Source organism: Amycolatopsis sp. TRM77291 (genome assembly GCF_054166285.1).
In genome coordinates, this window is record NZ_JBSZHF010000001.1 from 4,803,907 (window position 1) to 4,817,226 (window position 13,320).

A 13,320-nucleotide genomic window follows, 5' to 3' on the forward strand; every position below is an offset into this window, starting at 1 on the left:
ACTCAGGGAGCTTTTCACGACCAAAGTTCGACCAAAATCCGACCTCTCGCGGTTAGCCTGGAGAGATGACCGCATCGCAGCGGCCCGAACCGGCGGACCCCGGGGGCCGGATCAGTACCCACGTCGACCCGATCCGCGTCTCGTTCCGGCGCTACGCCGGTGTCCGCACCAGAGTGCTCGAGGTCGGGCCGCAGCCGGTGGAATCCACCGACCGCGCGCCCCGGCGGGTGCTAGGCAAGCGGGCCACCGCACGCGGACAGGTCAAACCGACGGCGCCGAGGCTGGTGCTGCTGCACGGCTATTGCGACAGCGCCGACACCTGGCGCCCGGTTCTGGAGCTGCTCGCGGCCGCCGGTGTTCCGGCGGTCGCGGTCGATCTGCCCGGGTTCGGTGACGCTCAGCCACTGCGGCCGGGCCCGATACTCCCGCAGCTGGACGCGTTCACCGCGGCCGTGGTCAAGGAGCAGGCCGTACTCGGCACGGTGGTGCTCGCCGGCAACTCGCTCGGCGGCACCATGAGCCTCCGGGCCGCCGAGAACCACCGCCTGCCGGTCGCGGGCGTGGTGTCGATCGCGGCGCCCGGTTTCGTGGACAGCTGGCTCATCCGCACCGTGGCCCGGTATCCGCTGCCGCTCCGGATGTACTCGGCCCTCCCGCTGCCGATCCCCGGGTTCCTCGTGCGCGCCGTCGCCGAGCAGGTCGTCCCCCGGTTGCTGTACGCCGACTCCTCCGTCGCGGACGCCGCCCAGGTCCGCCGGTTCACGTCGCTGTTCCCGGATTACCGGTCCACCACCACCAGGCTCGAACAGGCGAGGCAGCTCGTCGAAGAGCTGGCGAACGCGTACCGGCTCGAGGAGGTCCGCATCCCGCTCCTGGTGGTCGTCTGCGGCAAGGACAAGCTGGTCAGCGCCGCCTCCGGACGTCAGCTGCACGCACTGGTCCCGCACAGCAGGCTGATGGTGCGCGAGGACTGGGGCCACTGCCCGCAGCTGGACGACCCCGTCGAGATCTCCGAACTGCTGACCTACTTCTCCGCCGGCGCGTCCAGGCCCTCGAAGATCGCCGCTCGCGTGGCCGCCGAAGTGAGCGAGGACACCGTCGCCGGATAGGTGCGAAGTCCCGACTCCCGCTACGGTGCCCTTCGGACTGTGACCCAGTCCGAAGGGCACAACCTGTTGGGAGACGACGATGTCCGCACCGCGCAGCCTGGGCTCGGGATCCGGGATTTTCCGCCGTAAACCGATCGATCAGATCCAAGAACTCAGTGGGGGCGGAGGGCTCCAACGCACGCTCGGCCTGCGGCAGCTGACCGCGATCGGCGTCGGGGGCATCATCGGCGCGGGGATCTTCTCCCTGGCCGGCGCGGTCGCGAACAAGACGGCCGGACCGGCCGTGCTCATCTCGTTCCTCATCGCGGGTATCGCCAGCGCCGCCGCCGCGTTCTCCTACGCCGAGTTCGCCGGGCTGATCCCCCGCGCCGGGTCCGCCTACACCTACGGCTACACCGTGCTGGGCGAGATCGTCGGCTGGTTCATCGGCTGGGACCTGCTGCTGGAGTACACCGCGATCGTGGCGGTGGTCGCGATCGGCATCTCCGGCTACTTCAACGAATTGCTGGGCTATCTCAACATCGAGCTCCCGACCTGGATGCTGGGCGCTCCGGGCACCGAAACGGGCGATGTCGCGCCGGGGTCCTACAAGATCAACCTGTTCGCCGTGCTGCTGTGCCTGCTGATCGCCTTCATCCTCAACCAGGGGATGAAGAACGCGGCCCGGTTCGAAACGCTGCTGGTCTACCTGAAGGTCGGCCTGGTCCTGCTGGTCATCGTCGTCGGCGTCTTCCACATCAACACCGACAACTACTCGAACTTCTTCCCGTTCGGCCTCAGCGGCGCGTTCACCGGCGCGGCGACGGTGTTCTTCGCGGTCTTCGGTTACGACGCCATGTCCACCGCGGCCGAGGAATCGACCGACTCTCAGAAGCACATGCCGAAGGCGATCATCTACTCGCTCGCCATCTCGATGGTGCTCTACGTGCTGGCCTGCCTGGTCCTGACCGGAATGGTCAACTACAAGGACATCGACAGCGAGGCCGCCTTCTCCAGCGCCTTCGCCGGGCTCGGCATGAAATGGCTCGGCCTGATCATCGCCGTCGGCGCGATCATCGGTATCACCACGGTGCTGTTCACCTTCCTCATGGGCGCGAGCCGGGTCGGCTACTCGATGAGCCGCGACGGCCTGCTGCCCAAGTGGTTCAGCAAGACCCACCCGGTCCGCAAGGTGCCGAGCCGGATGACCTGGGTGCTCGGTATCGCGTCGGCGGTCATCGCCGGGCTGCTGCCCATCGGCGAGGCCGCGGAACTGACGAACATCGGCATCCTGCTCGCGTTCGTCGTCGTCTGCATCGCGGTGATCGTCCTGCGCTACAAGCAGCCCGACCTGCCCCGCACGTTCAAGACACCGGGCATGCCGATCGTGCCGATCATCGGCGTCGTCTTCTCGATCTGGCTGATCACGTTCCTGAACCCGGAGACCTGGCTGCGGTTCGCGGCCTGGTTCGGCGTCGGCCTGATCATCTACTTCGCCTACAGCCGCCGCCACTCCGCGATGAACTCGAACAACGGCGACCCGAAGCAGGTCAGCGGAGACGACTCAAACGCGTAGCCGCTTCGCGGGCTTCGGCCTGGAGGCGTTCGACGATCGACGCCGCCGGGCCGGAGCCCGCGAGTTCGTAGGTCTGCCCCGCGTAGAGGGACATGATCTCGGGGTCGCCGATCTTGCCCGCCGCCGCGCGGATCGGTTTGGTCAGGTTGTTGACCTCCGGATACGCCGACGGTGCCGTGGCCGAGAAGTCCGCGACCACACGGTTGACCAGCGACCGGGCGGGACGCCCGCTGAACGCCCTGGTGAACGCGGTCGGCCTTCCTCCGTCCGCGAGTGCCTGCCGGTGCGCGGGCTGCGTCCCCGCCTCGTCCGCCCGCAGGAAAGCGGTGCCCAGCTGTGCCGCGACGGCCCCCGCTGCCAGCACCGCCGCGATATCGGCGCCGTGCACGAGCCCACCCGTCGCGACGAGCGGCAGATCCGTCCGCGCCGAGACCAGGCGGAGCAGGCTGAGGACGCCGTACTGCGCGCCCCCGCCTTCGGCTCCGGGCTCGTCAGCGAAGAGCCCTCGATGCGCTCCGGCCTCGAATCCCTGGACCACGAGGGCGTCCGCGCCGACATTCGCGGCCTGATCGGCCTCAGCCGGGCTGGTGACGGTGACGGCCACCTTGCTCCCGTTGGCGTGCAGGCGTTCGACGTCCTCGGGCGAAGGCGCGCCGAACGTGAACGAAACGACCGGCACCTTCCGCTCGAGGACGACCTCGAGCTTCGCGGCATAAGCGTCGTCGTCCCAGCGCGGCTCGCCGGGCTCGACACCATGGCGTTCGGCCTCCGCGCGCCAGCGCTCGATATGCGCGCCGAGGTCCGCCTCGGCGGAGCCGCCCGGGACGAAGAGGTTCACGCCGAACGGTTCGCCGGTCAGCGCGGCCGTCTTCGCGATCCGGTCCGAGAGGGCGTCAGCGCTCAGATAGCCCCCGGCCAGGAAGCCGAATCCCCCCGCCGCGGTCACCGCGGCCACGAGCTCGGGAGTGGTCGGCCCGCCCGCCATCGGGGCCACGATCACGGGAAAACGCAGATCTTCGAACACGTTTCCGACGATAGCCTTCTCGTGCTGACACGGAATGTGACGTTCGAGTCACTCCAAGGTTCCACCGTGGTGGTCTAGACCTTTAACGGCGGAAATGCGACCATCGGACGGCGCGTGACGCGCGTCACGCCCCTGTCCCCTGGAGGCACCCGGTGAAGACCTTGAAAGCGCGGCTGGGCCGCGCCTTCGTCGGGGTGGCGCTGCTCGCCGGCGCCACCACCGCAGCCGCCCCCGTCGCCGACGCGGCGACCCCGCCACTGCAGGCGATCGTCCCGGTCCCGGTCTCGGTCCGTGCGGTCACCGGTTCCGACCACACCCTGACCGCGAACACCAAGATCTACACCCAGGCCGGTTCGGCACAGGCCAAGGCCGTCGGCGACTACCTCGCCGGGATCTTCCGCGCCTCCACCGGCTTCCCGCTGCCCGTCTCCGACGCGCCATCGGGCACCCCGGCCGACGGGATCTCACTCCTGCTGTCCGGAGCCGACTCCCGTGTCGGCGACCAGGGCTACCAGCTCAGCTCGACAACCGCTTCGGTCGTCCTGCGCGCGACGACCGCGCAAGGTCTCTTCGGCGGCGTACAGACTCTGCGGCAGCTGCTGCCGGGCAAGATCGAAAGCTCCACGGTCCAGCAGGGTCCCTGGACGATCCCGGGTGCCGACATCCTGGACTATCCGCGATTCGGCTACCGAGGCGCGATGCTCGACGTCGCCCGGCATTTCCATCCGGTCGCGACGGTCAAGCGGTACATCGACCAGCTGGCGCAGTACAAGATCAACAACCTGCACCTGCACCTCGCCGACGACCAGGGCTGGCGCATCCAGATCGACAGCTGGCCGCGACTGACCACCTACGGCGGCAGCACCCAGGTCGGCGGCGGCCCCGGCGGTTACTACACCAAGGCGCAGTACACCGAGATCGTGAACTACGCGGCCTCGCGATTCATCACGGTCATCCCGGAGATCGACATGCCAGGGCACACCAATGCCGCCCTGGCCTCGTACGCCGAGCTGAACTGCAACAACACCGCTCCCCCGCTGCGCACCGACACCGCCGTCGGCTACAGCTCGCTCTGCATCTCGAAGGAGATCACCTACACCTTCGTCAACGACGTCATCCGCGAGGTCGCCGCGCTGACGCCCGGGCCGTACTTCCACCTCGGCGGCGACGAGGCACAGGCCACCAGCGACGCGGACTACCGCACGTTCATGAACCGGGTGCTGCCGATGGTGGCCGCCGCGGGCAAGCAGGTCGTCGGCTGGCACGAGATCGGCAAGGCCACCCTGCCCGCCACGGCGACTCCGCAGTTCTGGGGCACGACGACGTCCAGCACGGAGGTCTCGAACGCCGTCGCCCGCGGCAGCAAGGTGATCCTGTCGCCTGCCAACAAGGCCTACTTGGACATGAAGTACAACTCCAGTACCCCGATCGGGCTCTCGTGGGCCGGCTACATCGAGGTGCAGGACGCCTACAACTGGAACCCGGGCGCCTACCTCTCCGGCGTTCCCGAATCCGCCGTCCGCGGCGTCGAATCCCCGCTGTGGACCGAAACCGTGGTCACCCCGGCGAACATCGACTACCTGGCGTTCCCCCGGCTCCCCGCGCACGCAGAACTCGGCTGGTCACCGTGGTCGTCCCACGATTGGAACACCTTCCGAGTACGCCTCGGCGCCCAAGCCCCGCGGTGGCAGGCCCAGGGCCTCGACTACTACAAGTCGGGCCAGGTGCCCTGGGAAACCGGATCCGGTAACCCGGGCACCTGCTCGCTCCCCGCCTGGGACCGGGCTTCGGTCTACACCGGCGGAGCGACCGTCTCCCACAACGGACACAAGTGGACGGCGCAGTGGTGGACGCAAGGCGAAGAGCCCGGGATGACCGGTCAATGGGGTGTCTGGCGGGACAACGGGACCTGCTGATCCCGTCCAGTAGTCCGCTCGGCCCCTTTCACCGGGCCGAGCGGGCTACGGTGGCCCTATGGCCGCAGACCTCGAACTCGTCCGCACACTTTCCTTGCGCGAAAACGGACTCGCGACCGTCTCGACGGTTCGCGCGGACGGCACCGTCCACTCTTCGGTGGTCAACGCCGGGGTCTTCGAAGACCCGGTCACCAAAGCACCCGGAGTCGCCTTCGTCGCGATGGGCGGGGTGAAGAAACTCGACCTGTTCCGCCGGGCCGGCCACGCCACGGTCACCTTCCGGCGCGGCTGGGAATGGGCGGCGGTCCAGGGAAGCACGCACCTGATCGGGCCGGACGACCCGGACCCGGACTTCGACCCGGCCGGCCTTCCCGGTTGCTGCGCGAGGTCTTCATGGCGGCGACGGGCACCCACGACGACTGGGACGAGTACGACCGCGTGATGGCCGCCGAACGCAGGGTCGCCGTCTTCGTCACGGCGAACCGCATCAGCGGGAATCGCTGACGCGAAAGGGCCGCCCGGATCGTGATCCGGGCGGCCCTTTCGTCTGCAGTTACTGCTTCTTCTTGCCTGAGTCCTCTGTGGACAGCGCGGCGACGAAGGCTTCCTGCGGGACCTCGACCCGGCCGACGGTCTTCATCCGCTTCTTGCCTTCCTTCTGCTTTTCCAGCAGCTTGCGCTTACGCGAGATGTCACCGCCGTAACACTTCGCGAGCACGTCCTTGCGGATCGCGCGGATGGTCTCGCGGGCGATGATGCGGGCGCCGATGGCGGCCTGGATCGGCACCTCGAAGTTCTGCCGCGGGATCAGCTCGCGAAGCCGGTTCACCATGCGGTTGCCGTAGTTGTAGGCGTCGTCCTTGTGCACGATCGCGGAGAACGCGTCGACGCCCTCGCCCTGAAGCAGGATGTCCACCTTGACCAGGTCCGCCGCCTGCGCCCCGGCCTCTTCGTAGTCCAGCGACGCGTAACCGCGCGTCCGCGACTTCAGCGTGTCGAAGAAGTCGAAGATGATCTCGCCCAGCGGCAGGTTGTACCGCAGTTCGACCCGGTCCTCGGACAGGTAGTCCATGCCGAGCAGCGTGCCGCGCTTGTTCTGGCACAGCTCCATGATCGTGCCGATGAACTCCGACGGCGCCAGGATGCTCACCTTGCTGACCGGTTCGAGCACCTTGTCGATCTTGTTCCCGGTCGGCCAGTCCGACGGGTTGGTGACGTGGATCTCCTTGCCGTCGTCCAGCACCACGTCGTAGACCACGTTCGGCGCCGTGGAGATCAGGTCGAGGCCGAACTCGCGCTCCAGCCGGTCGCGGGTGATCTCCAGGTGCAGCAGGCCGAGGAAGCCGCAGCGGAAGCCGAAGCCGAGCGCCACCGACGTCTCGGGCTCGTAGTCGAGCGCGGCGTCGTTGAGCTGGAGCTTGTCCAAGGCCTCGCGCAGGTCCGGATAGTCCGAACCGTCCACCGGGTACAGGCCGGAGTAGACCATCGGCTTCGGCTCGCGGTAGCCGGCGAGCGGCTCCTTCGCGCCCTGGCGTTCGGAGGTGACGGTGTCACCGACCTTCGACTGCCGGACGTCCTTCACCCCGGTGATGAGGTAACCCACCTCACCGACACCCAGCCCCTTGCTGGCCTTGGGCTCCGGCGAGATGATCCCGACCTCGAGGAGTTCGTGGGTGGCGCCGGTGGACATCATCTTGATCCGCTCGCGCGGCGTGATCTTGCCGTCGACGACCCTGATGTAGGTCACGACGCCCCGGTAGGTGTCGTACACCGAGTCGAAGATCATCGCCCGTGCCGGAGCGTCGGCGTCGCCCTGCGGCGCGGGCACCTGCTTCACCACCGCGTCGAGCAGGTCACCGACCCCGACACCGGTCTTGGCGGACACGCGCAGCACGTCCGAGGGCTCACACCCGATGATGTGTGCGATCTCGGCGGCGTACTTGTCCGGATCCGCCGACGGCAGGTCGATCTTGTTGAGCACCGGGATGATCTGGAGGTTGTTCTCCAGCGCGAGGTACAGGTTGGCGAGCGTCTGCGCCTCGATCCCCTGCGCGGCGTCGACCAGCAGCACGGCGCCTTCACACGCCTCGAGCGCGCGAGAGACCTCGTAGGTGAAGTCGACGTGGCCCGGGGTGTCGATCATGTGCAGGACGTGGTCCTGCCCGTCGACCTTCCAGGGCAGGCGCACGTTCTGTGCCTTGATGGTGATGCCGCGTTCCCGCTCGATGTCCATTCGATCGAGGTACTGAGCCCGCATGGCCCGTTCCTCGACCACGCCGGTGAGCTGCAGCATCCGGTCGGCCAGGGTCGACTTGCCGTGGTCGATGTGCGCGATGATGCAGAAGTTCCGGATGAGCTCCGGGGGCGTGAAGGTCGTGTCGGCGAACGTCGTCAACGGGTTTCCTCGCGAAGGTCGGGGTGTGCCACCTCTATGCTCCCATGCCGCTCCGGGTGCGAGTGGGGGTCATCCCCGATGCGGCCCGTGATGAGCTGTGGTGCCCTCGAAGTATGAGCACTTCACTGTCCCAGATACTCGACCGAACGTTCGGCCGTCCCCGGGGACTGCTCGGCCGGTTCGGCGGCCGGGCGATGGCGCACGGCAACGCCGCCACCGAACTTCGCGTCGTCGAGCTGGCGTCGATCGAGTCCGGCGAAACCGCCCTGGTCGTGGGCCCGGGCCCGGGCGTCGGTCTCGAGGCCACGGCCGGCCGCGCGGGCCGCGCGATCGGGGTCGACCCCTCCCCGGAGATGCTCGCGCTCTCGCGCCGCCGCTGCGGCGACGAGGTGGAGCTGCGGCACGGCACCGCGGCCTCCACCGGCCAGCCGGACGAAAGCGTCGACGTGGTTCTGAGCGTCAACAACGTGCAGTTGTGGGAGGACCGGGCGGCCGGATTCGCCGAACTGTTCCGCGTGTTGCGGCCCGGCGGGCGGCTGCTCCTGTCGTCGCACGAGAAGTGGCTGCCGGTCTCCAGGCACGAACTGGCCGACGAAGCGGCCGCCGCCGGCTTCACCGACCTGCAGACCTGGACCTGGGAACCGCCGGGCTTCGGCGCCTCGCTCGCCGCTCAGCTGCGCGCGATCAAGCCGCTGAACTAACGCGGGTCAGTGCGCAACGGGTGCTCACGCGGCACCTCGACCAGTACGATCCTGGTGCCGTCCGGGTCGGCGATCCACGCTTCGTCCAGGCCCCAGGGTTCACGTCGCGCCCCGCGGACAGGCTCCAAACCCTTCTCCGCGAGTTCCTCGAGCGCCGCAGGCAGATCCCGGACCTGGAGCCACAAGGCGACGTCAGGGGTCGGGCCGGTCTTCCCGGTACCGACGATCTCGATCGACCCGTTCCCGGCGAAGAACACCGTCCCGCCGGGGAACTCCTTGTCGATGGCCAGGCCCAGGGTGTCCCGATAGAACGCCGTCGACACGTCGAGGTCCTTCGGGTGGATCAGCACCCTGCTGCTCAGCACGTCCATGGCTCAATCCCTACCGGATGGGTTCAGGCCATCGCAATCGCGGTGATCCCCGCCAGCACCACCAGCGACCCGGCCAGCCTGCGGACGGCGTTCGCCTCCCCCAGGACCAGCCAGGCGGCAAGGCCACCCAGGACGATGCTCAGCTCCCTCGCCGGTGCGACGAGGCTCACCGGAGCGATCTGGAGGGCGTAGAGCACCAGCAGGTAGGCGACCGGCGAAAGGACGCCGACCACGAGCACCTCACGCTTGTGTTCGCGCCAGAGCCACGAGACCTCTTCGCGGTCCTTCAGCGCGTACGGCGTCATGAGGAGGCTCTGCACGATCGCACCGGTTCCGAAGTAGACGATCGGCGGGACTCCGAGGCCCGTGACCGAATGCGCGTCCCAGAGGGTGTAGGCGGCGATCGTGAGACCGGTCAGCAGTCCGTAGACCAGGCCTTTGCGGCGGGCGGCACGATCGGCGGCGTCGGCATGCGCCGGCACCCGCCCGGATCCGATCACCAGCACCCCGGCGACGACGAGGAACGCGCCCACCAGGCCGAGCACGCCCGGTCGCTCGCCGAGCAACACGACCGCCGCGAGCACCGAGATCAGCGGCCCGGTACCGCGGGCGACGGGATAGACGACGGAAAGGTCGCCGACGGCGTAGCCCCGCTGGAGGACGACCCCGTAGGTGACGTGGAACACCGCCGTGACCACCGCGGCGAACAACCAGGTCCACTGTGGACGTTGCGGCTCCACGGCCAGCGAGACGGCCATGACGGGGACGAGCAGGACAGCGGACAGGCTGTAGTAAGCCCAGACGAACCGGGCTCCCCCACGACGGATCCGCTTGGCCGCGAGATTCCAGCCCGCGTGGATGACGGCGGCGATGACGACGAAGGACAGAGCGGTGGCGTTCACGACGGACCTTTCACGTTTCCGCGCATGCGGAAAACACCGGTCCTCCAGGCTTTTGTCCCGTCAGATGAACGGCGGCGCTTCCGGCCCCGCCGATGGTGCCGCTCGGACCTGTCCCGTCTGCCCTGATTGTGTGTTTCCCGAGCGGGCAGGCGGCGGAACCCTAGGCACTACACTCCGCACCGTACCCCAAGCCCCCGTCCCGAGGTCACCGCGAGCCACCCCGGGACGGCTGTTAAGCTTGCCTTTCACCGTCGTGTGGCATTCCGTCATGGAGGAAACCCGCGCGCTCTCACGAGTACGCAGGGCCGGTCACAGCGCGGCGATGAAACCACCGAGAGATTCAAGAGGAGCGCCCCCGTGGCCAACATCAAGTCGCAGATCAAGCGCATCACCACCAACGAGAAGGCGCGTCAGCGCAACCAGGCGATCCGGTCCTCGGTGAAGACCGCGATCCGCAAGTTCCGTGAGGCCGCCGACGCCGGCGACAAGGCCAAGGCCCTGGAGCTGCAGAAGGACGCGGCCAAGAAGCTGGACAAGGCCGTGACCAAGGGCGTTCTCCACGCCAACCAGGCCGCCAACAAGAAGTCCGCGCTGGCGAAGCGCGCGAACTCTCTCTGATCGGCTTTCGAAGGGCCCCGGCGACACGAGTCGCCGGGGCCCTTCGCCGTGTTCAGCGGCTTGTGCCGTGGGCGTCGACGACCTCCAGGACGGCACGCTCCAACGCGTACTCCGGGTTGGCCGCGACCCCCTTGACCTCGGCGTTGAGCCGGGCGACCACCCGCATCGCGGTGGCGAGCCCGTCCTGGCCCCAGCCACGGGCCTGCCCCTGCGCCTTGCGCACCTTCCACGGCGGCATGCCCAGCTCACCCGCCATCTGGTTCGGGTTGCCGCGACCGGCACCGGACACCCGCGCGATCGTCCGGACGGCGTCGGCGAGGGCGTCCGCGACCAGCACGTGCGGTACGCCCAGCTGCATCGCCCAGCGCAGCGACTCCAGTGCCGCCGCCTTGTCCCCGGCGACGGCCTTCTCCGCCACGGCGAACCCGTTCACGTCCGCGCGGCCCCGGTGATAGCGCCGGACCGCCTGCTCGTCGACCGCTCCGCCGGCGTGCGCGCCCCCCGGGGGGGCCGCNGCGACTCCAGTGCCGCCGCCTTGTCCCCGGCGACGGCCTTCTCCGCCACGGCGAACCCGTTCACGTCCGCGCGGCCCCGGTGATAGCGCCGGACCGCCTGCTCGTCGACCGCTCCGCCGGCGTCCGCGACCAGCTGGGTCGCGGCCGACGACAGTTCGCGCAGATCCGAGCCGACCGCGTCGATCAGCGCGAGCACCGCCGCACCGTCGATCTTCCCGCCGACCCGGCGAACCTCGTTGCGGACAAAAGATTCCCGCTCAGCGGGCTTGGTCAGTTTCGGGCACTCGACGACCTCCGCGCCGGCCTTCTTCAAGGCGGTGGGGAGCCCCTTCGCGGCCTTGCTCCGGCCACCTCCGCTGTGCACGACGACGAGCACGATGCCGTCGGCGGGGGCCTTCACGTAGGCCATCACCCCGTCTGCGAGCTCCTGCGAGATGTCGTGCGCGGACTCGAGGACGATCACCCGCCCTTCGGCGAACAGGGAGGGGCTGACCATCTCCGCGAGTGCCGGGACTGTGAGGTCCGACACCCGGATCCGGGTGAGATCCGCCGTCGGATCGGCCGCTTTGGCCGCGTCCGAAGCGCTGCGGACCGCGCGTTCGATCAGCAGCTCTTCCTCACCGAGAACCAGGACCAGCGGCGATGGGGCGGAAGCTTGCGTCGTCACGGTGTCGATCCTGCCACTCCTCCTCTCGTGTGCTTTGTCCGGTGATGTGTTGCGGGCACGGTGGCCCCACCTGAGCCTCATGTCGTACGGTGTTGGCGAGGCGACGCGATCACACGCGTGCCGACAATCGAATACCGCTCATCCAGAGGGGCAGAGGGAACGGCCCGATGAAGCCCCGGCAACCGGCGTCAGCCTGTCATTCCGCGATCGCGGGATAGCTGACGAACACGGTGCCAATTCCGGCCCGCCATGGCGGGGCAGATGAGGAAAGGAACCTCGCGATGACCGCAACCCTCGGCACGACCTCCACCACCAAGACCCCGGATCTCGGACCGGCCGTCGAACTGGTGTCGAAGGAAGAGGGACACCGGCAGCCGCTCGCCCCCGAATTCGTTTCCGCCGAGGACTTCTCGCCGCTCGAAGTCGCCTACGACTTCGGCCGCGTGCGCCGCGAGGACATCGAAGCCGGACCGAAGAACATCTGGCGCTACAAGAAACTCCTTCCCGTTCCCTCGAACGTCGAAGAGATCCCCAACACCGAGCCCGGCGCCACCCGGCTCATCCAGGCCGACAGGCTCGCGAAAGCCTTGGGCGTCAAGAAGGTCTGGGTCAAGGACGACACCGGCAACCCCACTCACTCGTTCAAGGACCGCGTGGTCGCCGTCGCTTTGGCGGCCGCGCGCGAGTTCGGGTTCGACGTGCTCGCCTGTCCCTCGACCGGCAACCTGGCCAACGCCGTCGCCGCCGCGGCGGCCCGCGCCGGCTGGCGGTCGGTCGTGCTGATCCCGAAGACCCTGGAACGCGCCAAGATCCTCACCACCGCCGTGTACGACGGTGACCTGATCGCGGTCGACGGCAACTACGACGACGTGAACCGGCTCGCCACCCAGCTCGCCGCCGAGCAGGAGAGCTGGGCGTTCGTCAACGTGAACGTCCGGCCCTACTACTCGGAAGGCTCCAAGACGCTGGCCTTCGAGGTCGCCGAACAGCTCGGCTGGCGGCTTCCTTCCCAGATCGTGGTGCCGATCGCCTCCGGTTCCCAGCTCACCAAGGTGGACAAGGGTTTCCGCGAGTTCGGACAGCTCGGCCTCGTCGACGAGACGCCGTACAAGGTGTTCGGCGCGCAGGCCACCGGCTGCTCCCCCGTCTCGGCGGCCTTCCGCGCCGGGCACGACGTCGTCCAGCCGGTCAAGCCGGACACGATCGCCCGGTCGCTGGCGATCGGGAACCCGGCCGACGGTCCCTACGTCCTCGACGTGGTCAACCGCACCGGCGGTGCTATCGAAGACGTCACCGACGAAGAGGTCGTCGAGGGCATCCGGCTGCTCGCCCGCACCGAAGGCATCTTCACCGAGACCGCCGGCGGCGTCACCGTCGCGACGGCCAAGAAGCTCATCGAGACCGGCAAGCTCAACCCGGACGAGGAGATCGTCCTGTTGATCACCGGCGACGGCCTCAAGACCCTCGACGCCGTCGAGGACAAGATCGGCCCGAAGGCCACCGTCAGCGCCTCGGCCGACGCGGTCCGCGAGGCTCTGGGCATCTGA

At 68.5% G+C, this 13,320-nt stretch carries 10 protein-coding genes, 3 pseudogenes and 1 riboswitch; of the genes and pseudogenes, 7 read left to right on the forward strand and 6 right to left on the reverse strand.

Translation table 11 applies throughout. From position 1 onward, the window contains the following. Positions 1 to 65: 65 nt before the first annotated feature. Complete coding sequence (locus ACXIZN_RS22245) at positions 66 to 1,109, forward strand: alpha/beta hydrolase (RefSeq protein ID WP_457956652.1); 1,044 nt, start codon at positions 66 to 68, stop codon at positions 1,107 to 1,109. 79 nt (positions 1,110 to 1,188) lie between these two features. Then, positions 1,189 to 2,664 (forward strand): amino acid permease, encoded by a 1,476-nt coding sequence (locus ACXIZN_RS22250; protein ID WP_457956654.1) that lies wholly within the window; start codon positions 1,189 to 1,191, stop codon positions 2,662 to 2,664. On the opposite strand, the gene ACXIZN_RS22255 is transcribed toward ACXIZN_RS22250, so the two are convergent. After that, complete coding sequence (locus ACXIZN_RS22255) at positions 2,639 to 3,688, reverse strand: nitronate monooxygenase (protein ID WP_457956655.1); 1,050 nt, start codon at positions 3,686 to 3,688, stop codon at positions 2,639 to 2,641. The genes ACXIZN_RS22250 and ACXIZN_RS22255 overlap by 26 nt on opposite strands. A gap of 152 nt (positions 3,689 to 3,840) precedes the next feature. Here ACXIZN_RS22255 and ACXIZN_RS22260 point away from each other — a divergent pair, with 152 nt between their 5' ends. Together ACXIZN_RS22260 and ACXIZN_RS22265 are read left to right on the forward strand one after the other, a co-directional pair. After that, positions 3,841 to 5,604, forward strand: coding sequence for a family 20 glycosylhydrolase (locus tag ACXIZN_RS22260; RefSeq protein WP_457956656.1), 1,764 nt, complete (start codon positions 3,841 to 3,843; stop codon positions 5,602 to 5,604). Positions 5,605 to 5,662: 58 nt separating this feature from the next. Further along, a pseudogene (locus tag ACXIZN_RS22265) lies at positions 5,663 to 6,108 on the forward strand (pyridoxamine 5'-phosphate oxidase). A gap of 49 nt (positions 6,109 to 6,157) precedes the next feature. Here the strand turns inward: ACXIZN_RS22265 and lepA are convergent. After that, entirely contained in the window at positions 6,158 to 7,999 is a 1,842-nt protein-coding gene (lepA, locus tag ACXIZN_RS22270) for a translation elongation factor 4 (RefSeq protein WP_034316306.1), read from the reverse strand. A gap of 113 nt (positions 8,000 to 8,112) precedes the next feature. Between lepA and ACXIZN_RS22275 the strand changes: the two genes are divergently transcribed. Further along, positions 8,113 to 8,700, forward strand: coding sequence for a class I SAM-dependent methyltransferase (locus ACXIZN_RS22275; protein WP_457956657.1), 588 nt, complete (start codon positions 8,113 to 8,115; stop codon positions 8,698 to 8,700). On the opposite strand, the gene ACXIZN_RS22280 is transcribed toward ACXIZN_RS22275, so the two are convergent. Then, positions 8,697 to 9,071 carry a VOC family protein gene (locus tag ACXIZN_RS22280; RefSeq protein WP_007034800.1) on the reverse strand — a complete coding sequence of 125 codons (375 nt, stop codon included), beginning with the start codon at positions 9,069 to 9,071 and terminating at the stop codon, positions 8,697 to 8,699. The genes ACXIZN_RS22275 and ACXIZN_RS22280 overlap by 4 nt on opposite strands. A gap of 23 nt (positions 9,072 to 9,094) precedes the next feature. Further along, positions 9,095 to 9,973 (reverse strand): EamA family transporter, encoded by an 879-nt coding sequence (locus tag ACXIZN_RS22285; RefSeq protein WP_457956659.1) that lies wholly within the window; start codon positions 9,971 to 9,973, stop codon positions 9,095 to 9,097. Positions 9,974 to 10,330: 357 nt separating this feature from the next. On the opposite strand from ACXIZN_RS22285, the gene rpsT reads away from it, so the two are divergent. After that, positions 10,331 to 10,591 (forward strand): 30S ribosomal protein S20, encoded by a 261-nt coding sequence (rpsT, locus tag ACXIZN_RS22290; protein WP_007034798.1) that lies wholly within the window; start codon positions 10,331 to 10,333, stop codon positions 10,589 to 10,591. A gap of 52 nt (positions 10,592 to 10,643) precedes the next feature. Here the strand turns inward: rpsT and ACXIZN_RS22295 are convergent. Both ACXIZN_RS22295 and holA read right to left on the reverse strand, forming a co-directional pair. Then, positions 10,644 to 11,087: pseudogene (locus tag ACXIZN_RS22295) on the reverse strand (DNA polymerase III subunit delta); the annotation flags it as partial. A gap of 32 nt (positions 11,088 to 11,119) precedes the next feature. Further along, positions 11,120 to 11,773 (reverse strand): annotated as a pseudogene (gene holA / locus ACXIZN_RS22300) (DNA polymerase III subunit delta); the annotation flags it as partial. Positions 11,774 to 11,908: 135 nt separating this feature from the next. Then, a riboswitch (SAM riboswitch) is annotated at positions 11,909 to 12,041 on the forward strand. Between the two features lie 13 nt (positions 12,042 to 12,054). Between holA and thrC the strand changes: the two are divergent. Then, positions 12,055 to 13,320 carry a threonine synthase gene (gene thrC / locus ACXIZN_RS22305; protein WP_005158594.1) on the forward strand — a complete coding sequence of 422 codons (1,266 nt, stop codon included), beginning with the start codon at positions 12,055 to 12,057 and terminating at the stop codon, positions 13,318 to 13,320.